Genomic DNA, 25,070 nt, shown 5'->3' on the forward strand with positions numbered 1-25,070 from the left:
AGTTTCCGGCAAAAGCGCCTGACCGGCAAGCTGGCCGGGCTGGCCGCGACAGGCGCCGTGCGCTCGCTGGAGGTGGCGGTGCTGGACAAGATAACCGGGGAAGCGCTGCCGGAGCTGCCCGGAGGGGCGCAGCTGCGGGCATTTACCCACGAGCCGGGAACCGTTGTCGCACAGCAAAAGGCGCGGAAAGCGGAAGAGCAGCTGGCGCGGGGGCAAGCCGCGCTGCCGGCCAGCTGGCTGGAGGACGTTCTGACGACAACGGTCTGAACGCGGATAAGGAGGATCCGATGAATAAAGTCATTCGCAAAGGCGATACCCTGCGGGAGTATGGGGGCAGGGTGCTGATGGGGCATTATCAGTGTTTTGGTCTGGGATTCGCCTGCAAGGGCGACCCGGTCAAGTGTAACAAACACGGTATGACGACCATTGCTGAAGGCAGCGCACGAACCACGATTGATGGCCAGCCGGTTGCGCTGCACGGTCATCGCTGCGCCTGCGGCTGCACGCTGGTCAGCTCTAACCCAGACTGCGGGGTTGATCAGTGAGGCCGGTACCGGAGTATCCCCCGTACGGAGACGCGCGACCGCCTGGTACGGCCAGGTGGCTATCGGCTTCGGCCCTGCTGGTCCTGCTTAGCGGCGGGGTCAGCGCTTTACTTCCCTCGGCAGAAGGAAAAAGCGCCCTGGCCGCCACCGGGATCCTGTTGGCTCTGGTGCTGGCGGGTACCGGCTGGTTGATCCGGCTGCTGTACTACCGCATGAGCGTGCATAACGCCAGGTTCTATGACCAACTGGTAGCATACGAACAACAGCAATGGTGGGCGGAGCATCGGCAGCCGATCGGGTTACAGGAAGGTCTGTTGCTGGGGCCCATGGGCAAAACGACCACTGACTGGCTGCGGGTGCTAAGCCGTCACCAGCGTCCGCCAGAGGAAGAGAACGAGGGCGGCGGCAGGGCGCTGCGAGCGCCATACCTTTCAGTTTCTGAGGCTATCGCCCGCGAAAAACGGCTGGCGGAACTACTGGTGATGGAATGGCAACGACAGCGCAGTGAAAGAACGCTTACGCCGCCGCTGCGTTGCTACTGGCAGGGAACGGAGCTCGCCTGGCAGGCGTTTCGTGCACAGATGACCCTCACTGTTGCGCAGATGACACTACCCTCACGCCCGTATGCCTGGCGTGGGGAGGCCAGCCTCGCGGAGATAGCACACACTCTGGCGGAAGCTGACCCCGATGACACTGTGCTTATCGCCGGATGTCAGGTGGTTGTCGCCCGGACGGGGGCGGTGCAACCCGCCGGAGAGTCTGCGGTACTGTGGCTCGCCGGACGGGACGGTCCGGTGCACCTGACCAGGGGGGAAACCTATTGCGCAGAAAAAGGGGAGGCCCTGACTGCTGTAGCCGCTCGTGTGCTGGAGCAGAACGAACTGAGCGGCCCCCCGGAAGCCTGTGCGCTGTTTTTTCAGCAGGGACTGGAAGCGCTGGCGCACAGCGGTTGGGATATTAACCTGTATCGCCAGGATGCCTGTTGGGGAGACATCGGCGAGATGGAAGGCTTGACCGTTCTGTCGCTGGCGGCGATCTACGCCGCGCACTACCAACAACCGTGTGGCTGGCTAGCCCGCGATCCCTTGAATACCCTCGCAATTGGAATTGTAAAACCTGATGGACAACGTCAATAAACCTGCCGCTATCTCTGTGGCGGCTACGGTTATCGTCTGTATTGCTGCGGTCACGCTTCTGGTGCTCCTGGGCGGGCTGGCATGGTGGCTGTGGGCGATGGATCGTGCCACGCAGTGGGAAACGCTGCGCCCGCTTATCGCCACGGGCTTTATTATCTGGGGGATGGCACTCAGCCTGCTGGTACTGGGGTTTATGGCCTTTCGACTGCTGATAAAAGATAAGGTTAAGCCTTCAGCAGCGCCTGTGCGGCAACCCACCAGGCCCGCCGGGCGCGAAGCCCTTTATGCCCCGCTGAAAAAGCACCTTCACGCACGTTACCGCCTGCGCTGGCGCCGCAAAGTCCGCCTGCTGCTGGTTACCGGGGACGATGCAGCAATCGAACAACTGGCGCCTGGTCTGCGTCAGCAGCAGTGGCTTGAAGGTAACCGCACTGTGCTGATTTACGGCGGTAACCTGATCACAGAGCCCGACCAAGAAAAATACGCCGCGCTGCGCAAGCTGCGCCGTGGCCGTCCTCTGGACGGGATTGTGCGGGTGATGCCGTCGTCTCTGACCCTGACGCCGCAGATAAGCGAGAGCGACCTGCGCGGGCTGGAAAAAATCAGCGAACTGCTGCGCTATGCCGCCCCGGTCTGGCTGTGGAAACTGTGCGACAGTGAGTGGCCGCAGGCTGACCGCGCGGTGCAGGCGGTAGGGGTTAGCTTCCCGTTGCGCGCCACTGAGGACGATGTCGCCCGTCAGCTTGCGCAGATGCTGCCCACGCTGCGGGAGCAGGGGATGCGCCAGATCGCGGAGGAGACCCGCCACGACTTTCTGCTGCGTCTGGGACAGCAGCTTATCGACGGGGGGATCGCGCAATGGCGCTGGCAGCTGGCGCCGTGGCTGACCGCCTCGCGGCAGCGGCTTGCGCTGCGAGGCCTGATGTTTAGCCTGCCAGAGCCTCGTACCGTAGATCCGTATCAGGAGGCGGATACCTCGCCTGCGGGCCAGCCTCATCTCCTGACGCTGCCCGCGACCTGGCAAGGGATCGTCGATGACTGCCGCCGTTTACGCGGGCATCACGTGGGAATGGCGTGGGAGCGGGGCCTGGCGTGCGGTCTGCTGGCCATCCTCGGCCTGTGGGCGGCGGGACTGCTGCTCTCCTTTGCCCTCAATTACAGTCAGATTGCTTCGGTAGCGGGAAAAGCCCGCGACCTGGTGGCCCACCCCTCCGTTTCTGACTATCAACTGACGGCCCTCCATGCCCTGCGCAATGAGGCCGGCCGTCTCGTGCACGATGGGCAGAAGGGGGCGCCCTGGTATCGGCGCTTTGGTCTGGACCATCATCAGCAGCTATTAAACGCCGTCCTGCCCTGGTACGGTGTGGCAAATCATCGCCTGATACGTGACCCGGCCAATGCCGCGTTGCAGCAGGCGCTCAGCGCGCTGGTCAACTCCGCCCCCAATAGCGACCAACGAGCCCAGCTGGCGAAACCGGGCTATGACCAGCTGAAAGCCTGGCTGATGATGGCTCGTCCGGATAAAGCCGATGGCGCATTTTTCGCGCAGACCATGAAAGCGGTCCAGCCGACGCGAATGGGGATCTCGACCGGTCTGTGGCAAAGTCTGGCGCCGGATTTGTGGGCCTTTTATCTCTCCCTGCTGCCCGAGCGGCCAGAGTGGAAGATCATCCCGGATGCGCAACGGGTGAGTCAGAGCCGTCAGGTTCTGTTGCAGCAGCTAGGTCGCCGCAATGCCGAAAGCACCTTATATGAGAACATGCTCAAATCCGTGCGTCGTAATTTTGCCGATGTATCGCTGGAAGACATGACCAGTGGCACCGATGCGCGCCGCCTGTTTACCACCGATGAAGTGGTCCCGGGGATGTTTACCCGCCAGGCATGGGAAGGCGGCATTCAGCAGGCCATTGATAAGGCAGCCAGCTCGCGCCGGGAGGAAATCGACTGGGTGCTGAGCGATTCGCGCAAAACGATGTCGACAGACCTGTCGCCGGAGGCGCTGAAAGCGCGTCTGACCCGACGCTACTTCACCGATTTCGCCGGCAGCTGGCTGAATTTTCTCAACAGTCTGCGACTTAATCCGGCGACCAATATCGCCGATGTTACCGACCAGCTCACGCTGATTAGCGATGTCCGCCAGTCGCCGCTGATTGCCCTGATGAATACCCTTGCCTGGCAGGGGCAGGCGGGGCAACAAAGGGAGGGGCTGTCGGACAGCCTTATTAAATCGGCCAAAGATCTGGTGGGCGGGAAAGACAAGCCGGTCATCGACCAGTCTGCAGCCGGCCCGCAGGGGCCTCTGGATGACACGTTCGGCCCACTGCTCCAGCTGATGGGGAAAAACACGGGCAGCAACGTCATGTCGGCCGATAGCACCCTGAGCCTGCAAACCTATCTGACCCGTATCACCCGCGTGCGCCTGCGCCTGCAGCAGGTTGCGAATGCTTCCGATCCGCAGGTGATGATGCAGACCCTGGCGCAGACCGTCTTCCAGGGGAAAAGCGTCGACCTGACCGACACGCAACAGTACGGTAGCCTGATTTCGGCAAGCCTTGGCGAAGAGTGGAGTGGCTTCGGTAATACTCTGTTTGTGCAGCCGCTGACTCAGGCCTGGGAAACCGTGCTTCTGCCGTCGGCGGCCAGTCTGAATGATAAATGGCGCCGCTCGGTGGTCGCCAACTGGCACACCGCCTTTGACGGACGCTTTCCGTTTGCCGCCAGCAAAAGCGACGCCTCCCTGCCGATGCTGGCTGAGTTTGTGCGCAAAGACAGCGGGCGAATCGAACGTTTTCTCACGACGGAGCTGAACGGTGTCCTGCATAAAGAAGGTAGTCAGTGGGTGCCGGATAAGGTCAACAGTCACGGCCTGGTCTTTAATCCGGCCTTTCTGCGCGCGATCGACCAGCTAAGCCAGCTGTCCGACATTCTTTTCACCGACGGCAGCCAGGGGATCAGCTTTGAGTTACAGGCCAGGCCTGCCCCGGAGGTTGTCGAGACACAGCTGACGATAGACGGCCAAAAGCTGCGCTATTTCAATCAGATGGCCGACTGGCAGACTTTCCGCTGGCCGGGGGAGACGTATAAACCCGGCACTCTGCTGACCTGGACCACCGTCAATGCGGGCACGCGTCTGTTCGGTGACTACAGCGGTACCTGGGGCTTTATTCGCTGGCTGGAGCAGGGTAAACGCCATCCGCTGGATCGCAGCCAGTGGATGATGAGCTTCTCCGCTCCGGATGGCCGCACCCTGCAGTGGGTATTGCGCTCCCAGCTTGGGAGTGGCCCGCTGGCGCTTCTGGCGCTGCGCGGATTGACCCTGCCGGATCAGATTTTCACTGTCGATGCGGCTGAGAGCGCACAGGCCCTGACGACGGGGGTAGGGAATAGTGACATGGATGAGATGGAATAATGAGCATTTTACAAAATTTGGTTGCCGCCAGTCAGTTGGATGAAAGCGTACTGCGCCAGCAGGCCCGGTCACGTCAGGCGCAGTGGCAGTCCTGGCTTTCGCCAATCAGTGATAGCCAGCCCACCGGGAGCGATCCGGGCTATGACGATGATTTTCAGCGTATCCGCGAGGAGGTCAATAAGATCTCCGGTGTCGATACCGTACTGATTTGCCAGTTGGCAGAAAAACTGCTGACTCAGACCTGCAAGGATCTGCGCGTGATCACCTTTTACGTGTGGGCGCGTCTGCAGCGGGAAGGCGAGAGCGGTCTGGCGGAGGGCGTTACGCTGCTGGCGGCAATGCTTGAGCGGTTTGAGGCTATGCTCCATCCCCAGCGTGAACGTAGCTGTAAATCGGCGCTGGAATGGCTTGGCAGTCGCCGGATGTCAGACAGTCTGTCTCTTTATCCGGAAGTCGACATGACCACTATGCAGGTCATTATCGGGGCGTTATTGCTGGCGGAAGCCACTTTTTCCGGCTTGGCTGAAGCATCTCGCCCCGATCTTTCCGGGCTATATCAGATACTGGAGAACCGCCTGGTGCAAAGCGGCGGAGCCCACAGTCTGGTGCCGCAGACCAGCCGCGAAGAACACGATCTGCTACCCCAACATGCGGACACCGCGCCGGTAATGCATACCGTCACGTCAGGTCGTGATTTGCTCGATCAGGCTAAGGTGCTGGCGAAATATCTGCGCGAGTGTCCCGGCGGATGGCTGGCAGGTCATCATCTGATGAAGAGTGTGCGTTGGGATACGTTAACGGAGTTACCGCCGCTGGATGCCTCCGGCCGGACCCGGCTATTGCCTCCCAAGCCTGAGAGTAAAGCCCATCTTAAACGGTTGTATTTACAGAAAAGCTGGTCGGAACTGCTGGAGCATACGGACACGCTGTTGGCGCAAGGCGTCAACCATCTGTGGCTGGATGTGCAGTGGTACGCCTGGCAGGCGCTGCTGAAACTGGATGCTGACAGTGTACGTGCCGATATCCTGTGCCGGGATATGAAAGGGCTACTGGCTCGTCTGCCGGGGCTGGAAACCCTGGCGTTTAACGATGGTACGCCATTCGCCGATGAAGTGACGCTCAACTGGCTTAACGAATGTGTCCTGGATGAGATGGCCGGATGGCAAGATGAGCCGGTAATGGCGGCGACCAGCGCTGATGAGGTGCTGTCGCTGGAGCCAGAAGTGCTCACCCGCGCGGACGATGAAGGTATTGAGTCGGCGCTGAACTGGTTACAGGCGCAGCCGGGCTATACCACCAGCCGCAATCGGTGGCTGATGCGCTTATTGATGGCGCGGGTCAGCGAGCAGTACGGAAAAAATGAAATGGCGCTGCATCTGCTGGCGGAACTCGACAGCCGCGCCCGGGAAATGACGCTCGAACAATGGAAGCCGGAGCTTATCTTTGAGGTCAAAGCCCGCCGACTCCGGCTGCTCAGAGGCAAGGCCGGGCGCAGTGAGGCAGAAAAAAATCGCTTGCTGCCAGAAATGGAGTCATTGCTTGCCGGGCTTATCGCTCTGGATCCCGCTCGCGCTGCGGTGCTGTGCGCATAATTCACGCATCATTCACATTGCACTCCCTGCACCTGCGGTTTTCTGCATATCTGAAAGCTATTACTCATTCTGGTGATTTATGGACGATTTAACCCTGCGTTATTACGACGCTGAAATGCGCTACTTGCTGGAAGCGGGTGAAGAGTTTGCCCGTGCTCATCCTGAGCAGGCGGCAATGCTCAATCTCGACAAAGCGGGCGCTCGCGACCCCTTTGTCGAGCGTCTGTTTGAAGGTTTTGCCTTCCTGATGGGCCGCATGCGCGAGAAACTCGATGACGATCTGCCTGAGCTGACCGAAGGCGTGGTCAGTCTGCTGTGGCCCCATTATTTACGTACCATTCCCTCGATGTCGGTCGTGGAATTCACCCCCGACTGGCCGGAAATGAAAGAGCCGATGACGATGGTCAAAGGCTTTGAAGTGCTTTCCCGGCCGATCGGTGAAAAGGGCACGCGCTGCCGGTACACCACCACCAAAGCGATCGCTCTGCAGCCGTTATCCCTTGAGCTAGCCCGGCTGGCCACCGATACGGATGGCCGGTCGGTGATCACGCTGCGCTTTAACTGCAGCCAGCTGACGGACTGGAGCCGGGTCGATCTCAGTCATATCCCGCTCTACTGTAACGCCGATGCGCCGCTGGCCTGCGCCATTCACGAGGCCTTTACCCTCAATGTGGCCCGGATGTGGCTGCGCATGTCCGATGAGGTGGACAGAAGGCCGCTGGACGGGTATTTCAGCGCGCTGGGATTTGGCGAGGAGGACAGCCTCTGGCCTGAAGATGGCCGCAGTTTTCGCGGTTACCAGCTGCTGCTGGAGTATTTTACCTTCCGCGAAAAGTTCATGTTCATCGATCTGCGCGGGCTGGAGACGGTGGCTTTTCCGGCCGGACTGGCGTGGTTTGAAATCGACGTCGTGCTGGCGGAACGCTGGGAACATGACTTCCGCTTCAGCGAAAAGCAGCTGCGCCTGCACTGCGTGCCAGTGATCAACCTGTTTCCGCTGGAGTCCGATCCGCTGACCATCAATTCCCTGCAGACCGAATACCCGCTGCGCCCGATGCGCGTGCAGGACGGCCACACCGAAATTTACACCGTCGATTCCGTGATCTCCTCGCACCAGCAGGTTTACGCGCCGTTCTCAAGTTTTCGCCACAAAGGCGGCATGATGCGTCATGACGCGGCGGACTATTACTATCATACCCGGGTGCGCCGTGGCCCCTCCGGGCTGTACAACACCTGGCTTATCGTCGGCGGGGAAGCCTTTGACAATCATACCGTACCGGAAGACGAAAGCCTGTCGCTGACCCTCACCGGAACCAACGGCCAGCTGCCGCGTCGTGCGCTGCAGAGCACCGTGCTCGATACGGTGATGAAAACCACTTCCGCCAGCGTCGCGGTGCGTAACCTCTGCGCACCAACGCTGCCGTGCTACCCCCCGGCCCAGGACCGCTTTCACTGGCGGGTGCTGAGCCATCTGGGCAGCAGTTTTCTTTCCCTGATGGACAACGCTGAAGTCCTGCGCGGCACCCTGGCGCTGTATGAATGGACCGACAGCGAGATGAATCGTCGGCGTCTGGAAGCCATCCTCGACGTGAATCACCGCGCGACAGAGCGCTTTGCACAGGGCCATCTGGTGCGTGGCGTGCAGATTGAAGTCACCCTCGACAGTCACGGCTTTGCCGGACGAGGCGACATATGCCTGTTTGGCGAGATGCTTAGCCGCTTCTTTGCGCTCTACACCGACATCTACTTGTTCAACCGCCTGATTTTCATTTTGCAACCAACCGGAGAACGACTGGAATGGGAAGAGAAGCACAGCCGCCGCATTCCCGGCTGACCCCACGGCTGGAGGCCGACCTGCCGCGGATCAATTTTTACCGCTTCTGCCAGCTTCTGGAAAAGCGACGTCCCGGCCAACCGCTGATGGGGGGAACCAGCCATCCGGCTGACGATCCGGTGCGTTTTTACCCGCATCCGGGAATGGGATTTCCCGCCAGCGAACTGAAAGCCGTGGAATACGATGAGGCCGATGACAGCAGGCCGCCGGTCATTCGCACCACCTTTATGGGGTTGTACGGTGTCGATTCGCCGCTCCCGACGGCATATCTCGATGATATCGCCCAGCGCAGGGAAGGGCATGAAGCGCTGCAGGGCTTACTGGATATCTTCAGCCACCGGATCATGACGCAGTTTTACCGCATCTGGCGGAAATACTCCTGGCCCGCCACCTTTGAGCCTGGCGGCACCGATCGTCTCTCGCAGTCGCTGCTGGGCCTGGCGGGGTTGGGCATCCCCGGCACGACGCAGCATATCGCTTCGCCGGCGTCGCGCTTTCTGGCGCTAACTGGCGTGCTGCGGCAGCCTGGCAAAACCCAGCAGGGGATCCAGGCGCTGGTCACCCTGCTGGCCCCGGAGACCACCGTCAGGGTGAGCCCGTACAGCCTGCGTCCGGTGGCGATCAGTCAGCCGCTGGGGTTTTACGGCGATGACGACTTCTTACTGGACGGCAACACGCCGCTGGGTGACGAAGCGATGGATGCCAGCAGCCAGCTCCTCGTCGCCCTTACCACCGACAATCCCGCGGAGGCGCAGGGTTGGAAGCCTGACGGCCCGCTGTTTCGGGACTTTCTCATCCTGCTGCGGGTATACCTCGGCTGGCGATTCCGGGCCAACATCACCCTGACCGCGCCGACCCGACTGCTGGCTGTCCCGTCGCTGGGGGACGAGCCGTTCTGGCTCGGTATGAACGGCGTGCTGGGTGTGGGGGAGGGCGAGAGTCAGGACGATATTCCTCAGACCTTTACCACCGAGCTGGGTACCTATACGGGCCTGCAGCCTGCCACCTTTCTACAAGGAAACCGACGTGTTACGTACAAGTTTGACTAAAACCGCCTGCCTGCTGCCCCTGCTTGCACTTTGTCTGAGCGGGTGCGGGCTCACTCAGCGCGTCTCGGAGGGGACCAAAACTGCCTTCAACGCCGTTTTTTATAAGAAAATTACTACGCTGCATCTGGACTTTACCGCGCGTGAAGCGCTCAACACCGATGCCAGAGAGAATCACTCGCTCTCTGAACCGGTGGTGGTGCGCATCTATCAGCTTAAAGATCGCCAGACCTTTGACCGGCTGGTTTACCAGCAGCTGCTGGAGGAGGGGGATATTCTGCTCGCCGCCGATCTCCTCGCCAGTCGTGATGTGGTGATCGGTCCCGGAGGGGATGCCAGTCTGAATATGCCGCTGGAAGCGGAGGCGACGTTCGTGGCGGTTGTCGGCCTGTTCCGCCATCCGGACACCGAAAGAAATACCTGGAAGCAGGTGCTGGGGCGTGAGGAATTGGATCCGGACAAGCCGCGCATTTTCACCGCCGAACGCAACCAGCTACGGCTCAGGCCTGAAGCGGCGAAGTAACGTCGAAAACAAACATTTGCGGCGGGGCCATCGCGCCAGTTCGCCCTCAATCTTCGTAACCAGCGAACGGGCGATAACCATCTTCATCCAGCCCAACCGGTTTCATCACAGCACAGGGAGATAACGTGACAGCGAGGGAACGTTTTTTTAAGAAACTGCAGCAACAGCAAAATCCGCGACGGACAGCGGCCCTCGACGGGTCGGTCGCCGCGGATATCGCCAGGTTTCGTCAGCAGATGGCGGCGCTGGCTCAGCAGATAAGTCAGTGGTTTGATGGAACCGGTATTGAGGTGGTGATGTCGACCCGCCATCTCCACGACCTGAGTACCCTTGGCTACAGCCTCAACAACGGCATCTGCCGCTACGATATCCCGGCCATTCGTCTGCAAAACGGCGAGCGCAGCGTCAATATCGTGCCGCAGCAGCTGTTGGATGGTGTGGAAAAGGGGATCGTGACGCTGAGTCTCGAGACCCCCGGCGGTACGGGCTCCCGGGAGGTGTTTTATCTTAGCCTGGCCCCGGAGGATGGCTGGATGATCCGCAAGGCGCACCAGTCCCCGCAAGCGCGGCTTATGCTTACCGAAGATCGCTTTTTTATGGCGGTCGACAGCCTGGCCTGAAGATCCCTGACAGGCGATGACGTTCCCGCGGCGGCGGTGCAAAGCGCGCATCGCCGCCCGGGGATATCAGGCGCCAAACGCGCCGTCGATGGTGTGCATGGCGCCCGTGACAAACGACGCCTCCGGACCGGCCAGCCACGCCACCATTCCCGCCACCTCTTCCGGGCGGCCGTGGCGCTTAATGGCCATAAAGCTGTGCATCAGCTCTTTCATCGGACCGTTCTCCGGGTTGGCGTCGGTATCAACAGGGCCGGGCTGGACGACGTTGACCGTGATGCCGCGCGGGCCAAAATCCCGCGCCAGGCCACGCGCCAGCCCCTGCAGGGCCGATTTGCTGACCGCATAGGCCGCCATTCCCGGCACCGGCATGCGATCGCCATTGACCGAACCGATGACAATAATGCGCCCGCCTTCCGGCATGCGGCGCGCCGCTTCCACGGAGGCATGGTAGGGGGCATGAATATTGATGCGGAACAGGCGATCGATGGCATCGCTGTCCTGCTCGAGGGCATCGCCGAAAATGGCGATCCCGGCATTGACCACTAACACGTCCAGCGGGCCGCTGTCGCGGACCAGGCTTATCACCGCATCACGATCGGCGCTATCCGCCTGCACCGCCGTGCTGCCGGTCTCCGCCGCCAGCCGCTCGGCCGCTTCCGGCGAACCGGAATAGCTAAACACCACCGATGCGCCATCGGCGACAAAACGCCTGACAATCGCCGCGCCAATTCCCCGACTCCCGCCTAAAACCAGCACTGATTTGTTGTGAAATGCTGTCATATCCCGTACCTCATGATATTGTAGTGATGATTACAATATGCTGCGGCAAAACAGGCTGTCAAGGATTAATATAGTGACTACTACAAAACCAGGACGTACTCCGGGGCGTCCCCGCCAGTTTGATGCGGAACAGGCCATTGCAACGGCGCAACGCCTCTTCCACGCGCGAGGCTACGACGCGGTGAGCGTGGCCGATCTGACCCAGGCTTTCGGCATCAACCCCCCAAGCTTTTATGCCGCTTTTGGCAGCAAGCTCGGGCTGTATACCCGCGTCCTGCAGCGCTACAGCCAGACCGGGGCCATTCCCATTGATGCCCTGCTGCGAGACGACCAGCCGGTGGCGGCGTCGCTCATCGCCGTGCTACAGGAGGCGGCTCGCCGCTATGTGGCCGATCCGACCGCCGCTGGCTGCCTGGTGCTGGAGGGGGTACATTGTCAGGATGCTGATGCCCGGGTGGCGGCAGGCGAATGGCATGCTGCGGCAAGAGCCAAAATCCAGCAGTATGTCGCCCGTCATCGCCCGCAGGACGCGCTGCGGGTGACTGACTATATGGATACGCTGATGCTTGGCCTGTCGGCGAAAGCGCGGGAAGGGGATAGTCTGCCGCGTCTCCTGGAGACCGTGCGGCTGGCAGGCCTGGCGCTGGAGCACATCCTGCCAGCCTGAGTCGTCAGATGGTTTGTCCGCCCGACACCTCGATCCGCTGGGCGGTCACCCAGCGGTTATCGTCGCGCAGCAGGCTGGCGATCATCGGCCCAATATCCTCGGGAACGCCCACCCGTCCCAGCGCCGTCATGGCGGCAAACTGCGCGTTAACCCCCGCGTCGTCCCGCACCAGCCCGCCGCCAAAATCGGTGGCGATAGCCCCGGGGGCGATGGTATTGACGGTGATGCCGCGCCCGCCCAGCTCGCGGGCCATGTACACGCTCAGCATCTCCACGGCCGCTTTGGCCGCAGCGTAGGCGGAGAAGCCAGGATAGGAGACGCGGGTCAGCCCGGAGGAGAAGTTAACGATCCGTCCGCCGTCTGCCAGCAGCGGCAGCAGGGTTTGTACGAGGAAAAATACCCCCTTAACGTGGACGTTAAACAGCCCGTCGAACTGCGCTTCGCGCGTTTCGGCCAGCGGGGCGAATTCGCCGTGCCCTGCGTTATTGATCAGATGGTCGAAGGTACCCCGCCCCCAGACGCTGGCCAGCGCGCTGCCGAGGCTGTCGGCGAAGGCCGGGAAGCTGGCGGTTTGCGCCATATCCAGCGGCAGGGCGATGGCCTTGCGCCCCAGGGCGCGGATGTCGGCGACCACCTCTTCCGTCTGTTCGAGATTGCCGCGGCAGGTGACGATGACATCCCCACCCTGGCGGGCGATATCCAGTGCAGTCTGACGGCCAAGGCCGCGGTTGGCGCCGGTAATAAGTGCAATCTTAGTCATGTTCGGTCCTCTCTGGTATGTGGAGTCCTTACAATAGGAGAGGCTCACCGGGCCGGGTTGCCCAATCCTTGTTATTTTTTGCCCATTTCTCTCCGTTCACTCCCTTTTGCCGGGAAATAGCGCATACTCAGGCTTTAAAACTTGCCTGAAAGGAACTTATGCGCGACGCCCTGTTCGATCTCTGCCGCCGGTTTGCCGATGCTCATGTCGATAGCAGCGGGGTGGCGGTTACCCCGGTTCCCGGCATCACCCTGGTGCGGGCCCTGCATCCTGGCGATCTACAGGCGGCTATCGCCAGGCCGCTGGTGGCCATGCTGCTCCAGGGGCGCAAGAGCGTGACCACCGGTCTGGCGAGCTTTGACTATGGCCCGGGCGAGGCGATGGTGATTGCCGCGGATGTCCCCACCACCAGCCAGATCACCGAGGCCAGTCAGCGTTTTCCCTATTACGCGCTGGTGCTGGAGCTGGACCTGGCTATCCTGCGCGAGCTGCAGGAGGCCGGGCCGTCAGGGCCGGATGAGGCGCCCCGCGTTGGTATCGAACCGATGAACGCCGATGTGACGGATGCCGCTTACCGGCTGGCAAGGCTGTTTGATCAACCGGGGGCGCTGGCGGTGCTGGGGGAAGGTCTGCGGCGGGAGCTGCATTACTGGCTGTTGCAGAGTGTCCATGGGCCGGCCATTCGGGCGCTGGGCGCCGTAGACAGCCATTCAGCGCGGATCCGCCGGGCGGTGGTGATGCTGCGCCGGGATTTTATGCAGCCAGTCAGCGTCGACGCCCTGGCCGACGCCGCCGGGATGAGCGTCTCTGTCTTTCACCGTCATTTCCGCGCCATGACCACGCTGTCGCCGCTGCAATTTCAGAAGCAGTTACGCCTGATCCACGCCCGCCGCCTGATGTTGGCGGAAGGGATGAGCATTGCCCAGGCTGCCGGGGAGGTGGGCTATATCAGCGTGTCGCAGTTCACCCGGGAATACGCTCGCCTGTACGGCGCGCCGCCGGGCCGCGATCGTCGACGGGAAAAAATGAGCGCCTGACCTGGCGCGCGGGCAGGCGGCAGCTCATCCCTGAGCCTGACGCCGGTGGTTTAGTCCGCGATTTTCGCCGTGATATGCACTTTGTTGCCCATCCGCGCTTCAGTGATGCGATAGGTAGTCGCGCCCTCGCGGGCGGCCTGCTGGCGGATTTTGCTCTCCGCATGGTCCAGGGTATCGCCGGTGGCGGTGATGGTTCTGGCATTTGCCGCCAGGGGCAGCAGACAACTCAATACGATCAGTGGAATTAACTTGTTCATCGTCATTCTGTCCTGTGAGAGAAAATCAGCGCGCGGTCTGCAGCCAGCCGGCAATGTCCTGGGTCGGCAGCTGGTGGCGGGCATTCCAGGTGTCGCCCATCGGCCACCACACGCCATCCCCCCGGGCGAAGGCGGCGCGATAGCGCAGCATGGCGTCATCCGGGTCTGTCCGCAGCTGCTCCAGCAGGGCGGGCAGGGTGTGGACGGCTTTGCTGAACGTCTGCTGCGTTACGCGCTCCACGGTATCTGCCAGCTGCCGGTAAGAGGTTGTTTCGCCGGCAACAAACACCACCTCGTTGACGATCCGCGGCTGATGCAGATAAATCGCCGTGGTCAGGCGGCCAATATCCGCCGGTGAGGTGACGGTCACCTGGGTATCCCAGCTGCCAAGGGCGTGAAGGGTTCGGTTGGATAAATTCACTACATCGAAGTCTGGTTCGAAGAGAAAGCTGGTAAACATCCCGGTGGAGACAATGACCCACTCCGTGGCCCGCTGCGCGCGCAGCAGGGTCCGGACATCGTACTGCTCGTCCCAGACCGGCTGACCGCTGCCTTTGCCGACCACATCGTAATTGACGCCAAACTGCCAGGGAAAATAGCGGGGTACCCCGGCCGCCAGCACCGCGCGGGTAATTTTCAGCTGTGTCCCCGGACCGGCGACAAACCCCATGCAGTTAATCACGGTGGTGAATCCGCGAAACTGATCGGCCAGCGTCTCCATGGCGCTACCGGCGATGTCGACGGCGAGGAAGGTGGCTCCGGCGTCGGCCAGCGCCTGATGGTTTGCCGACCGCAGCTGGCCAGCTTCATCCCAGGCCGCCGGCGAGACGATAACCGAGACCGTGCCCTGACGCTGGATCACCGCAGGCACCAGCGCATCGAGAACGGCGGCGCCCAGTTGTCCTGCTCCCAGCACCAATACCTTTTTCTCATGATTAAGATTATCAGTTTTCATTTTGACTCCTTGCTCAGTTAAGCCTTGTACTGACTGGCTACAGGTTCAGTGTAGGGGGGCGGGCATCATTCGATAAGAACAGGATTTCGGGTTAGACTGTTCGTGATAATGGGATAATAATTGCCGGGGGAGTACGAAATGGACAGACTGGATGCCATGCAGTTGTATGTTGCGGTTGTGGATGCCCACAGCTTCGCCCGTGCGGCGGAGGTGCTCGGGCAGCCGCGCTCCACGGTATCGCGGGTGGTGAAGGAGCTGGAAGCCTGGCTCGGGGCGCAGCTTCTCCAGCGCACCACCCGCAAGCTCAGCGTGACGGCGGAGGGGCGCCGGTACTACGAGGAGTGTAAACGGTTGCTGGCCGAGATGGCGGCGATGGAAGCCTCTTTTCCCGGGCGCTCGGCTCAGCCCGCCGGGCGATTCAAAGTGGGGATGCCGCAATCCCTTGCCCGCCACTGCATTCTGCCGAGGATCGGCGAGTTTTTGCAGCAGTATCCCGACCTGGAGCTGATCCTCTGCTCAAGCGACAACGTGGAAGATATTATTCAGGAGGGATTCGACTGCGTGATCCGTACCGGGCGAATCGAAGATTCCACCACCCTGGTGGCGCGTCCTCTGGCTCGCTACCGCTGGATGGTCCTCGCCTCGCCGGCCTGGCTCGCGGCCCACGGCCGGCCGCAGGGCATCGACGATCTGCACCAGCACCGGGCGGTGGGCTACCTGAACCACCGTACCGGGCGGACCATCGACTGGCTTTTCTCTCTCAATGACGGCGACTGCGCGATCCGTATGCAGGAGACGCTGGTGGTCGACGATACCGATGCCTATATCCAGGCCGGCGTTCAGGGGCTGGGCCTGATCCGCGTCGCCAGCTATCTGGCGCAACCTTATCTGCAGAGCGGGGCGCTGGTCGCCTGTCTGGAGCAGGCCGCTTCTGATCTTCCCTTGTCGCTGGTCTATCCGCAAAACCGCTATCTGCCGCCAGCGGTGCGCGCGTTTTATGACTGGAGCAGGCGCGTTCTGCAACCCCCGCTCAGCGAGGCCTGATGCCGGGGCATCGGCCCGGTTATTGACCGTGCATGGCCTGTTTTAACTTCGCCACCAGCCAGTTCAGCGCCGGATCCTGCACCCGCCGTTTGTGCCGCAAAATGCACAGCGTAAATTCCGGGTACGTAACCGGCGGAGCGTCCGCGCGCAGCGCATACTGCGCCTGCCATTGCTGCGCCAGCCCCTGCGGGACGGTGGCGAACAGCGGCAGGGTGGTCAGCAGCAGGGGAAAGGTGGAGAAATTCTGCGTGGCAAAGCGCACGCGCCGCGCGAGTCCCTGGCTGGCGAGCTGGCGGTCAATTTCACCGTGGCCGGTTTCGCGATAGGCCACCATCACATGTTCCCGGGCGACAAAGTCGCTCACCGACAGCGGCCCGCGACAGGGGATCTGCTGCGGCGACCACAGGGTGGTGACTCCCATGGTCATCACTGGCTCGCTGACCACCTCCCCGCGGCTCTGTTTGTTGACAGACACCGCGACATCAATGCGCTCCTCCTCCAGCAGCTGGCGAACCTGGAAGGGGTCGGCGGCTATCGACTGCAGTGAGACCCCGGGCGCCTCCTGCATCAGCCCGGGTAACAACTGGGGCATCAGCCAGTGTTCGCTCCAGTCGCTGAGGCCGATGCGAAAAAGCTGCTGTGCGCGCGCCGGGACGAACTCCCCGGCGCCAAACATCGCCGAATGCAGGTTTTCCATCAGCGGCTGCAGGTCGGTCATCAGCGCTTGCGCCCGCGGCGTCGGCAGCATGCCTCTGGCGCTGCGCACGAACAGCGGATCGTCAAACATCTCGCGCAGGCGTTTTAGCGCCCCGCTGATAGCCGGCTGGCCAAGATGCAACACCTCTGCGGTGCGGGTGACGCTCCCTTCGCGGTACAGCACCATCAAGACCGTCAACAGATTCAGATCGATACGACTAAAATCATTTTCAATGATTTTCTTCATTATGATAATCAATTTGAATGTGGGTTATCCCGGCAGCATAGTGAATCTCACCCCGATAAATCAACCAGCGCAATGCGCGCGGAGGGTGTGATGCAAACTTACCAGACAGGCGATAGCCTGATTTTCAAAGTGCCGGAGCGCGAGATGACCCTGCAGCCGGCGGCGCTCTATCCACAGGCGTTCCCGGTAGCGGAGGCGGACAACGTTATTCAGTCGATTGCGCTGTCAATCCATAGCTGGGTGGTGCAGACCCCCTACGATCTGATTGTTATCGATACCGCCACCGGCAACGGTCGGGAGCGCGGCGGCAATCCGCTCTATCATCAACTTAACACGCCGTATCTGGAGAATCTCCGCGCCGCGGGAGTGAACCCGGAGGACGTGACCCTGGTGCTACTGACCCACCTGCATACCGACCATGTCGGATGGAATACCGTCTGGCAGGACGATCGCTGGGTGCCGCTGTTTCCCAACGCCCGCTACCTGTGCTCGGCAAAAGAGCTGACGCGGGTGAAAAACAGCGAACGCTACCGGGCGCTGTGGCTCGACAGCCTGCTGCCGGTGATCGAGGCCGGCCAGCTGGAAACCGTCGATGTGGCGGCCCGGCCGCGGGTCGGCGGGCGGATCGCCTTTGTTCCCACCCCCGGCCACAGTCCGGACCATGCCGCGCTGATCCTCGCCGCCGGAGATGATTACGCCTGTTTCTCCGGCGATCTCCTTCATTCCCCGCTCCAGTTTGCCCATCCGCAGTGGAACTCAGCGTTCTGCGGCGATCCCCGGCAGGCGGAAGCCTCGCGACGGGAGATGATGGCGTGGGGAGCCAGCCATCATGCTCAATGGTTCACCGGGCATTTTGCCGGGTCTTCCTGCGGCTGGCTGGAGGAGGATAAGCAAGGTGACTATCGCTGGCGAGAGGCCGGGCAACAGGCTGCAGATAAGGGGAACAGTGATGAATAATGCGCAAAGCGTGTTGGTTTTTGGCGCGACCGGTCAGCAGGGCGGCTCGGTGGCGCGGGCGCTGCTGCACCGCGGCTGGCGGGTTCGGGCGCTGGTCAGGGATCCTTTCTCCGCCGGGGCCGTCGCGCTGGCGGCACGGGGAGCCGAGCTGGTGGTGGGTACCTTTGAAGACCGGGCGGCAATGCGATCGGCAATGGCCGGGGTCGACGGCGTCTTCAGCGTCCAGCCCAGTTCGCCGGGAGGGACGGTGACCGATGAGCAGGAGGTACGCTACGGGATAACCATCGCCGATCTCGCCGTCGAGTGCGGGGTGAAGCATCTGGTGTACAGCTCCGGCAGCGCGGCGGGGGAGACGCCCACCGGCGTAGCGCATTATGACATCAAAGCGGAAATTGAACGGCATATCCGCCGCCTGCCGCTGGCGGCGACCATCGTGCGTCCCGCCACCTTTATGGAGCTGCTGGTGATGCCCGGTTTTGGCCTTGATGAAGGTCATTTTCACTTTTTTATGCTGCCGGAGGGGAGGATGCAGGTGCTGGCGGTGGAGGATATCGGCCATCTTGTCGCGGCGGTTTTTGCCGCGCCAGCGCGGTTTGCCGGCAAGACGTTTGAGATCGCCAGCGACAGCGTGACCGGCCGTCAGCTGGAGGGGTTATTCTCCGCGGCGGCGGGACGGCCGATCCCCTATTCGCGATTTTCCGATGAGGTGCTGGCTGCCAGTCCTTTTCTGCACAAGCTGACCGGGCTGGTGGACGACGGGCGGCTGGCCGGGCACGCCGACCTCAACGCCCTGCGCCAGCTGCACCCGCAGCTGCACACCTTCGCCGGCTGGCTGGCAGGCCCCGGCCGTCCCGCCTTCGAGCGGGCGCTGACCAGCGGGGCCCGCTGGGCGTTTGATCGTTAAAGGCTGGCGTTCCGGTCACCCGCCAGGCGTGCTGTCTCGTCGGTGACCAGCCGCCGCTAGCCGGCAGTCAGGATCGCGTCGGCCAGCACCGCTAAAATCCGCTCTGCGCGCGGGGCATGGGAGGGCTGCTCCCGCAGCCAGGCAAGCGCGGCAATCAGATCGAACAGTTCGTCTCCGCTGAGATCTGGCCGTGCCTGCCCGGCCTGCTGCGCGCGGGTCAGCAGCGACGTACCGGCGGCGCGCAGGGCAACGCAGGCGCTGTGCAGGGCGGACTCAGGATCGTCGATGGCGCTCATCATCGGGGCGATGATCCCGCGATGCTGATGGGTAAACGCCACGCTCTCGGCCAGCCACTCCAGCAGCGCCGCGGCAGGATCGGCGGCGAGCAGAAGCGACTCAGCCCGGGCGGTTAGCGCCGCAAAGCGGCTGCGGAGCAGGGCTTCCAGCAGGCTGTCGCGGTTGGGAAAGTGGCGGTAGAGGGTTCCCATTCCGACGCCCGCCCGGCGGGCGATATCGCGCAGCGAGGCCTCGGCGCCTTGCTCCACAAACACTTCCCGGGCCACGTCGATCAACAGATCATAATTTTTTCTGGCATCAGCTCTCATTGGCGTTCCTTGACAATCGGAGCACTGCTCCATATATTCGGAACAGTGCTCCGTTAAATATAACGCATTTCCATATGAGGAGAAAGCGATGTCGACGCAGATGATGAAGGCTGTTCAACAGCACGCCTTTGGCGGGCCGGAAGTCCTGAGCTATGAGGATGCGCCACTGCCGGTGTTGCAGGCTGGCGAGGTGCTGGTGCAGGTGCACGCGGTGGGCGTGAACCCACCGGACAGCTATCTGCGCGATGGCTATCAACAGCTGCCCCCGGAGTGGCGGCCCGAGGTCCGCTTTCCCTTGATCCTCGGGACCGATCTCTCCGGGGTGGTGGTGGCGCGGGCGGATGACGTCCGGGAGGTGGCGGTCGGCGACGAAGTCTACGCCATGGCGCGATTTCCTGAAGGGGCGGCAGGGGGCAGCCGCGCTTACGCCGAGTACGTTAGCGTACCGGTCAGCGACCTGGCCCGCAAACCCCTAACCCTGAGCCATCAGCAGGCCGCCGCGGTGCCGATGTCGCTCCTCACCGCCTGGCAGTTCATGATCGATCCCGGGCATGAGGTGGCGAATCCGCTGCAGCCGGGGCCGCATCGGCCGGTGCCGCTGGCGGGTAAACGCGTCCTGGTCAACGGTGCGGCGGGCGGCGTTGGTCATTTCGCCGTACAGCTGGCGAAGTGGCAGGGCGCCGAGGTGATTGCCGTCGCCGCGGGCCGCCATGAAGCCTTTTTACGTCAGCTCGGCGCCGATGCCGTTATCGACTATACGACCACTGCGGTTGAGGAGGCGGTGCGTGACCTGGATCTGGTCATCGATGCCCCGGGCGGCCCGGCCAGCGGTCGTTTTCTGCGTACCCTGCGGCGCGGCGGCGCGCTGTACCCGATTTTTCCGCTCGGCTTTGCCGGGGCGGAAGAGGCGCGACAGCGCGGAGTGACGGTCTCGACCACCCAGGTGCGCTCCAGCGGCGCGCAGCTCGCCCGGCTTGCCGGCCTGCTGGACGCCGGAGTCATCCGGGTGGCGATTGACAGCGTTTTCCCCCTTGCGCAGGCGCAGATGGCGCACGAGCGAGCGGTGCAAGGTCATCTGCAGGGCAAAATTGTGCTGTCGGTGATGGACTCGTCAGCTGAGTAATCCCCGGCGGCCAGGGTTACGTTTTTTCGCTTCTCCCGGCGGCGGACTAAAACAGCGCCAGCCGGGCGAGACGGTCCAGCGCGTTGCTCAGCGCGTCGTCGCCTGCCGTGAGGCTGATGCGAATGAACCCTTCACCCCCTTCGCCAAAACCAGTGCCCGGCGCCACCAGAATATGCGCTTCCTGCAGCAGCAGGCGGGCAAACTCCTGCGAACGGTAGCCGGGCGGCACGCCGAGCCAGAGGAAGAAAGTGCCTTGTGCGGCACGAGCCGGCCAGCGCAGCGCAGCCAGTCGACGCAGAACCCACTCCCGACGTTGATGATAGACCGCCGTCAGCTGCGCAATCCGCTCAGCTGGCAGGTTGAGCGCAGCGATCGCCGCATCCTGAATCGCGCCAAACACCGTGCTGTAGCTATGGGTGTGCAGCTTTTTAAACGCCCGGATAATCGAGGCGTTGCCGACCGCGAAGCCGAAGCGCCAGCCGGCCATATTAAAGGTCTTGGAAAAAGTATAGGTTTCCACTCCCCATGCTTTCGCGTCGGGCTGGGAGAAGAGGCTCAGCGGCGCATCGCTGGCCGCGCTGCCGATGGCCGCATAGGCAAAATCATGGAGGATCGGCACCTGGTGACGACGGGCAAATTGCAGAGCGCTGGCGAACAGCGCCGGCGTGGCGAGGGCGCCGGTTGGATTATGCGGGTAGTTAAGCACCACCAGCCCGGCCTTGTCAGCCACCTCCCGGGGGAGGTCGTTAAAATCCGGCAGGAAATGGTTCTCCGCCCTGAGCGGCAGGCCATAAAACGTTGCCTGGGACTGCAGCGCCGCTGAGCGGTAAATCGGATAGCAGGGATCGGTGGAGATCAGATATTGACCGGGGCTGAGCAGCGCCCGCGGGATGCCGCCAATGCCGATATGCGAACCCTGAAACACGGCGACTTCGCTGTGCGGATCGAGTTCCACATCATATTGCCGGCGATAGAACTGGGCGATCGCCTCGCGGACCTGCGGTTTGCCCCAGAACGACGGGTAGCCATGGTTTTCACGACGATGAATGGCGCTCTGCAGCGAGTCAATCACTTCCGGCGGAGTGGGTTGATCCGGACTGCCGCTGGAAAGATCGATCAGCGGTAGCGCTTCGGTGTTGACCCCCGCGGCCAGTTTTTCCAGCAAGCTGAACAGATTCTCTTCCAGCGCGTCCACCAGCGGCGAAGCAGTAAAATCAGGCATAACATTCCCGGTGTAAGTCACGAATAATTAGCCATCTTTAAGGGATTTATTGCGCCTGGCTAAATAACAAAAAACGCAAAGGATTCTTGTTTTTAGGATATGTCGATATAGCAAAAGTTAATGAGGAATTAGCAAAAGGAAATCCGGCGTTCTGGCTTACAACCCACAGTCGGCTGTGATTTAATCGCTCAATATCGCCAACCTTCCAGGAAAATACCTTATGAACAAGTCAGTTGCGCTCGGGATGACTCTCGCCCTGTTGTCGGCCACCTCTTTTTATGCCGCCGCCGACGAACATCTTATTCGCGTCGGCTTTAACCCCGGGCCGTACAAAGAACAATTTGAGAAAGGCGTTGCGCCCTATTTATTGAGTAAAGGGTATAAAATCGAATATAAGGATTTCAGCGACGGTATTCAGGTGAATGACGCGGTAGCCCGCGGGGATATCGAAGCGAATATTATGCAGCATCCGGTATATCTGAAAGCAATTAATGAGCGGCTGGGGATCGATAACGTGGGCATTGTGCAGGTCCCCACGCCGCCGATGGGGCTGTACGGCGGTAAACTGACCACCCTGGGGACGCCGGCGGCAGGGACCGTCGTGTCGGTACCGAACCAGCCGTCGAACGAATATCGCGCGGTGCTGGTGTTACAGAGTCTGGGCTGGGTGAAGGTCAAACCGGACAGCGACCCCGCCACTTTTTCGCAGCGCAATATCGTTGACAATCCGTACAAAATTGTCCTTAAAGAGATGGATAATGCCCAGCAGGTTCGCGCTCTGCCGGATGTCGACTATGGCCTGATTCAGGGCAATTTCGCCGTCTCCAGCGGTATGTCCCTGACCTCGGCATTAAAGCTGGAGGCAGCCACCAGCCATTTTATTAATGTCGTGACCGTCGCCGGTAAAAATCAGAAGGCGCAGTTTGCCAAAGATATTATCGATGGCTACCACTCTGCCGATTTCAAAAAATATATTCTCAGCCATCCGCAGTATGATGGTTACCTGCTTCCTGATTATTTAAAATGAATAACGCGATGATAGAGTTTCGCCACGTCAGTAAAAGCTTTTCCAGGAAAGGACATCCGGTTCTGGCCCTGCAGGATATTAATCTCAGCATTGAACGAGGCGATATTTTCGGCATTATTGGCTACAGCGGGGCAGGAAAAAGCACCTTATTACGGCTGATTAATCGTCTGGAAACGCCTGGCGAGGGCGAGGTGCTGTTAAACGGCGAGCCGCTACAGGCCTGCAGCGGCCAGCGCCTGCAGGCCATCAAAAAAGATATCGGCATGATCTTTCAGAATTTTAATCTGCTGAATTCGAAAACCGTTTTCCATAACATCGCCATCCCGCTGATTTTACAAGGCCGCGACAAGGCCTTTATCCAGGCGCGGGTGGCGGAACTGCTGGCGTTCGTCGATCTGAGCGACAAAATCCACAGCTACCCTAATGAGCTGTCGGGTGGACAAAAGCAGCGGGTCGGTATTGCCCGGGCGCTGGCCACCAACCCGTCGGTACTGCTGTGCGATGAAGCCACCTCGGCGCTCGATCCCCACACCACGGTGCAGATCTTACTGCTCTTGCAGGAGATTAATCGCCGCTATGGCATCACCATCGTACTGATCACCCATGAGATGTCGGTGATCCAGAAAATCTGTCACAAGGTGGCGGTGATGCAGGCGGGCCGTATCGTTGAGCAGGGGACGGTTTTCGACCTCTTTGCCCAGCCGCAGCATCCGGTAACGGCCAGTTTCGTGCAGTCGGTGGTGCACGATCGTCTGCCGCAGCGTGTGGCGTCGCTCCTGCAGCGCGATAACGGCGCCCGGGCTATACGCCTCGAATTTATCGGCGCGACGGCGCAGCAGCCGATCATTAACCACCTGATCCGCGAGTATGCTGTCGAGGTGAATATCCTGTTTGCCAGCATGTCTGAAGTTCAGGGCCGGATTCTGGGATTTATGATTGTGCAACTCCTCGGCGAGCCTGACGAAACCGACCGCGCCATCACCCATCTGGCCGATGCAGGAGTGAAAATCACCCATGTTTGATCTTATTGATACCGCCATTACCGGCGATCAGTTTCTGCTGGCGCTGCATGACACGCTGATTATGGTCGCCGTCTCGCTGGGCTTTGGCGCGCTGATCGGCGTACCGTTAGGGATTGTGCTGGTGGTTTGCCGTCCCGGCGGCATCGTGGCCAACCCGGTGGTGCATCAGGCGCTGAATCCGCTGATTAACGTGCTGCGTTCGCTGCCGTTTATCATTTTGCTGATTGTGATCCTGCCCTTTACCCGACTGCTGGTGGGCACCACTATCGGCACCGCGGGGGCCATCGTGCCGCTGATCGTTTTTGTCGCTCCCTACATTGCCCGGCTGGTGGAGAGCTCACTGCTGGAGGTGGATGAGGGGATCCTCGAAGCCGCGGATGCGATGGGCGCGACCCCCCTGCAGACGGTCTGGCATTTTATGCTGCCGGAGGCGGCAGCGTCGCTGATTCTGGCCCTTACCACGGCGACCATCGGCCTGCTTGGTGCGACCGCCATGGCAGGAACGGTGGGCGGCGGCGGAATTGGCGACCTGGCGATCACCTATGGCTATCAGCGCTTCGACGCCTTTGCCACCCTCACCACCGCCCTGGTGCTGATTGTGATTGTCCAGCTCATTCAGACGCTGGGCACCCGCCTGGCTCGCCGACTGCGTCGCGAATAACCGTCGTCCCGCCCCGGGGTAACCGCGGTTCGCGGGACAGCGGCTTAGCGCGTGGAGACCGCGGCAAAGGCATGGGCGACTCGCGCAATATTACCGTGGTTGAGCCCGGCCACGCAGACCCGACCGCTGGCGATCAGGTAAATGCCATACTCTTCACGCAGGATGTCCACCTGCCGGGTGCTAAAGCCGGTATAACTGAACATGCCGCGCTGGGTCAGCAGATAGGAAAAATCACCCTCCGGCTGGGCGGCCTGCAGGGCCGTCACCAGCGCGACGCGCATGGCGCTGATGCGGGTGCGCATGGCTTCCACTTCTTCCTGCCACAAGGCGTTCAGCGCGGGAGCGTTGAGCACCTGCGATACCACCTGGGCGCCAAACCCCGGCGGGCTGGAGTAGTTGCG

The 25,070-nt window shown here is 61.4% G+C and carries 25 protein-coding genes and 1 pseudogene; 18 read left to right on the forward strand and 8 right to left on the reverse strand.

Going from position 1 to position 25,070, the window contains the following annotated elements; genetic code table 11:
- The 9 genes and pseudogenes from CW267_RS25065 to CW267_RS25105 form a co-directional block, all read left to right on the forward strand.
- Nucleotides 1–267 (forward strand): annotated as a pseudogene (locus CW267_RS25065) (DUF2235 domain-containing protein); the annotation flags it as partial.
- Nucleotides 268–287: 20 nt separating this feature from the next.
- Nucleotides 288–545, forward strand: a complete 258-nt coding sequence (locus CW267_RS25070) for a PAAR domain-containing protein (protein WP_002902252.1) — start codon at nt 288–290, stop codon at nt 543–545.
- Nucleotides 542–1,681 (forward strand): hypothetical protein, encoded by a 1,140-nt coding sequence (locus tag CW267_RS25075; RefSeq protein WP_086070947.1) that lies wholly within the window; start codon nt 542–544, stop codon nt 1,679–1,681. Before CW267_RS25070 ends, CW267_RS25075 begins: the two co-directional genes overlap by 4 nt.
- Nucleotides 1,665–5,090 (forward strand): ImcF-related family protein, encoded by a 3,426-nt coding sequence (locus CW267_RS25080; protein ID WP_086070946.1) that lies wholly within the window; start codon nt 1,665–1,667, stop codon nt 5,088–5,090. The genes CW267_RS25075 and CW267_RS25080 overlap by 17 nt, the downstream gene beginning before the upstream one ends.
- Entirely contained in the window at nt 5,090–6,682 is a 1,593-nt protein-coding gene (gene tssA / locus CW267_RS25085) for a type VI secretion system protein TssA (RefSeq protein WP_086070945.1), read from the forward strand. The genes CW267_RS25080 and tssA overlap by 1 nt, the downstream gene beginning before the upstream one ends.
- 79 nt (nt 6,683–6,761) lie before the next feature.
- Complete coding sequence (gene tssF / locus CW267_RS25090) at nt 6,762–8,516, forward strand: type VI secretion system baseplate subunit TssF (RefSeq protein ID WP_086070944.1); 1,755 nt, start codon at nt 6,762–6,764, stop codon at nt 8,514–8,516.
- Nucleotides 8,480–9,565: a type VI secretion system baseplate subunit TssG gene (gene tssG, locus CW267_RS25095; RefSeq protein ID WP_086070943.1), complete on the forward strand. Its 1,086-nt coding sequence runs from the start codon at nt 8,480–8,482 to the stop codon at nt 9,563–9,565. The genes tssF and tssG overlap by 37 nt, the downstream gene beginning before the upstream one ends.
- Nucleotides 9,543–10,085: a type VI secretion system lipoprotein TssJ gene (gene tssJ, locus CW267_RS25100; protein WP_100781213.1), complete on the forward strand. Its 543-nt coding sequence runs from the start codon at nt 9,543–9,545 to the stop codon at nt 10,083–10,085. Before tssG ends, tssJ begins: the two co-directional genes overlap by 23 nt.
- 125 nt (nt 10,086–10,210) lie before the next feature.
- Entirely contained in the window at nt 10,211–10,705 is a 495-nt protein-coding gene (locus tag CW267_RS25105; RefSeq protein ID WP_049139353.1) for a hypothetical protein, read from the forward strand.
- A gap of 66 nt (nt 10,706–10,771) precedes the next feature.
- Here CW267_RS25105 and bdcA read toward each other — a convergent pair whose 3' ends face one another.
- Nucleotides 10,772–11,485: an SDR family oxidoreductase gene (bdcA, locus tag CW267_RS25110; protein ID WP_008805173.1), complete on the reverse strand. Its 714-nt coding sequence runs from the start codon at nt 11,483–11,485 to the stop codon at nt 10,772–10,774.
- A gap of 73 nt (nt 11,486–11,558) precedes the next feature.
- Here bdcA and CW267_RS25115 point away from each other — a divergent pair, with 73 nt between their 5' ends.
- Nucleotides 11,559–12,152, forward strand: a complete 594-nt coding sequence (locus CW267_RS25115; protein ID WP_086070941.1) for a TetR/AcrR family transcriptional regulator — start codon at nt 11,559–11,561, stop codon at nt 12,150–12,152.
- Between the two features lie 4 nt (nt 12,153–12,156).
- Here CW267_RS25115 and CW267_RS25120 read toward each other — a convergent pair whose 3' ends face one another.
- Nucleotides 12,157–12,912, reverse strand: coding sequence for an SDR family NAD(P)-dependent oxidoreductase (locus CW267_RS25120; RefSeq protein ID WP_086070940.1), 756 nt, complete (start codon nt 12,910–12,912; stop codon nt 12,157–12,159).
- A 158-nt stretch (nt 12,913–13,070) separates the two neighbouring features.
- Between CW267_RS25120 and CW267_RS25125 the strand changes: the two genes are divergently transcribed.
- Complete coding sequence (locus CW267_RS25125) at nt 13,071–13,949, forward strand: AraC family transcriptional regulator (RefSeq protein WP_048964484.1); 879 nt, start codon at nt 13,071–13,073, stop codon at nt 13,947–13,949.
- A gap of 50 nt (nt 13,950–13,999) precedes the next feature.
- Here CW267_RS25125 and CW267_RS25130 read toward each other — a convergent pair whose 3' ends face one another.
- Both CW267_RS25130 and CW267_RS25135 read right to left on the reverse strand, forming a co-directional pair.
- The gene (locus CW267_RS25130) at nt 14,000–14,206 is read right to left on the reverse strand and encodes a DUF1471 domain-containing protein (protein WP_004179576.1); all 207 of its coding nucleotides are present in this window, start codon (nt 14,204–14,206) and stop codon (nt 14,000–14,002) included.
- Nucleotides 14,207–14,231: 25 nt separating this feature from the next.
- A complete protein-coding gene (locus CW267_RS25135) occupies nt 14,232–15,161 on the reverse strand; it encodes an aromatic alcohol reductase (protein WP_086070939.1) in 930 nt (309 codons plus the stop codon).
- 138 nt (nt 15,162–15,299) lie between these two features.
- Between CW267_RS25135 and CW267_RS25140 the strand changes: the two genes are divergently transcribed.
- The gene (locus tag CW267_RS25140; RefSeq protein WP_039103215.1) at nt 15,300–16,205 is read left to right on the forward strand and encodes a LysR family transcriptional regulator; all 906 of its coding nucleotides are present in this window, start codon (nt 15,300–15,302) and stop codon (nt 16,203–16,205) included.
- Between the two features lie 19 nt (nt 16,206–16,224).
- On the opposite strand, the gene CW267_RS25145 is transcribed toward CW267_RS25140, so the two are convergent.
- Nucleotides 16,225–17,148: a LysR family transcriptional regulator gene (locus tag CW267_RS25145; protein ID WP_100781212.1), complete on the reverse strand. Its 924-nt coding sequence runs from the start codon at nt 17,146–17,148 to the stop codon at nt 16,225–16,227.
- Between the two features lie 87 nt (nt 17,149–17,235).
- Here CW267_RS25145 and CW267_RS25150 point away from each other — a divergent pair, with 87 nt between their 5' ends.
- Together CW267_RS25150 and CW267_RS25155 are read left to right on the forward strand one after the other, a co-directional pair.
- Nucleotides 17,236–18,105 carry an MBL fold metallo-hydrolase gene (locus CW267_RS25150; protein ID WP_162994835.1) on the forward strand — a complete coding sequence of 290 codons (870 nt, stop codon included), beginning with the start codon at nt 17,236–17,238 and terminating at the stop codon, nt 18,103–18,105.
- A complete protein-coding gene (locus CW267_RS25155; RefSeq protein WP_100781211.1) occupies nt 18,098–19,009 on the forward strand; it encodes an NmrA/HSCARG family protein in 912 nt (303 codons plus the stop codon). The genes CW267_RS25150 and CW267_RS25155 overlap by 8 nt, the downstream gene beginning before the upstream one ends.
- A gap of 56 nt (nt 19,010–19,065) precedes the next feature.
- On the opposite strand, the gene CW267_RS25160 is transcribed toward CW267_RS25155, so the two are convergent.
- Nucleotides 19,066–19,614 carry a TetR/AcrR family transcriptional regulator gene (locus CW267_RS25160; RefSeq protein WP_100781210.1) on the reverse strand — a complete coding sequence of 183 codons (549 nt, stop codon included), beginning with the start codon at nt 19,612–19,614 and terminating at the stop codon, nt 19,066–19,068.
- 88 nt (nt 19,615–19,702) lie between these two features.
- On the opposite strand from CW267_RS25160, the gene CW267_RS25165 reads away from it, so the two are divergent.
- Nucleotides 19,703–20,737 carry an NADP-dependent oxidoreductase gene (locus tag CW267_RS25165; RefSeq protein ID WP_100781209.1) on the forward strand — a complete coding sequence of 345 codons (1,035 nt, stop codon included), beginning with the start codon at nt 19,703–19,705 and terminating at the stop codon, nt 20,735–20,737.
- A 46-nt stretch (nt 20,738–20,783) separates the two neighbouring features.
- On the opposite strand, the gene CW267_RS25170 is transcribed toward CW267_RS25165, so the two are convergent.
- Complete coding sequence (locus CW267_RS25170) at nt 20,784–21,959, reverse strand: aminotransferase class I/II-fold pyridoxal phosphate-dependent enzyme (protein WP_072122553.1); 1,176 nt, start codon at nt 21,957–21,959, stop codon at nt 20,784–20,786.
- A 220-nt stretch (nt 21,960–22,179) separates the two neighbouring features.
- On the opposite strand from CW267_RS25170, the gene CW267_RS25175 reads away from it, so the two are divergent.
- From CW267_RS25175 to CW267_RS25185, 3 genes are read left to right on the forward strand one after another with little or no spacing between them, the layout of a single operon-like run.
- Nucleotides 22,180–22,986, forward strand: a complete 807-nt coding sequence (locus CW267_RS25175; protein ID WP_012968382.1) for a MetQ/NlpA family ABC transporter substrate-binding protein — start codon at nt 22,180–22,182, stop codon at nt 22,984–22,986.
- A gap of 8 nt (nt 22,987–22,994) precedes the next feature.
- Nucleotides 22,995–24,008, forward strand: coding sequence for a methionine ABC transporter ATP-binding protein (locus CW267_RS25180; protein ID WP_008805160.1), 1,014 nt, complete (start codon nt 22,995–22,997; stop codon nt 24,006–24,008).
- A complete protein-coding gene (locus tag CW267_RS25185) occupies nt 24,001–24,669 on the forward strand; it encodes a methionine ABC transporter permease (protein WP_004892563.1) in 669 nt (222 codons plus the stop codon). Before CW267_RS25180 ends, CW267_RS25185 begins: the two co-directional genes overlap by 8 nt.
- Nucleotides 24,670–24,713: 44 nt before the next feature.
- Here the strand turns inward: CW267_RS25185 and CW267_RS25190 are convergent.
- On the reverse strand, nt 24,714–25,070 hold a 357-nt coding region (locus tag CW267_RS25190), incomplete at its 5' end, for an aminotransferase class I/II-fold pyridoxal phosphate-dependent enzyme (RefSeq protein WP_133124758.1).

The organism is Klebsiella sp. X1-16S-Nf21, assembly GCF_002837615.1.
Lineage (GTDB): Bacteria > Pseudomonadota > Gammaproteobacteria > Enterobacterales > Enterobacteriaceae > Klebsiella > Klebsiella variicola.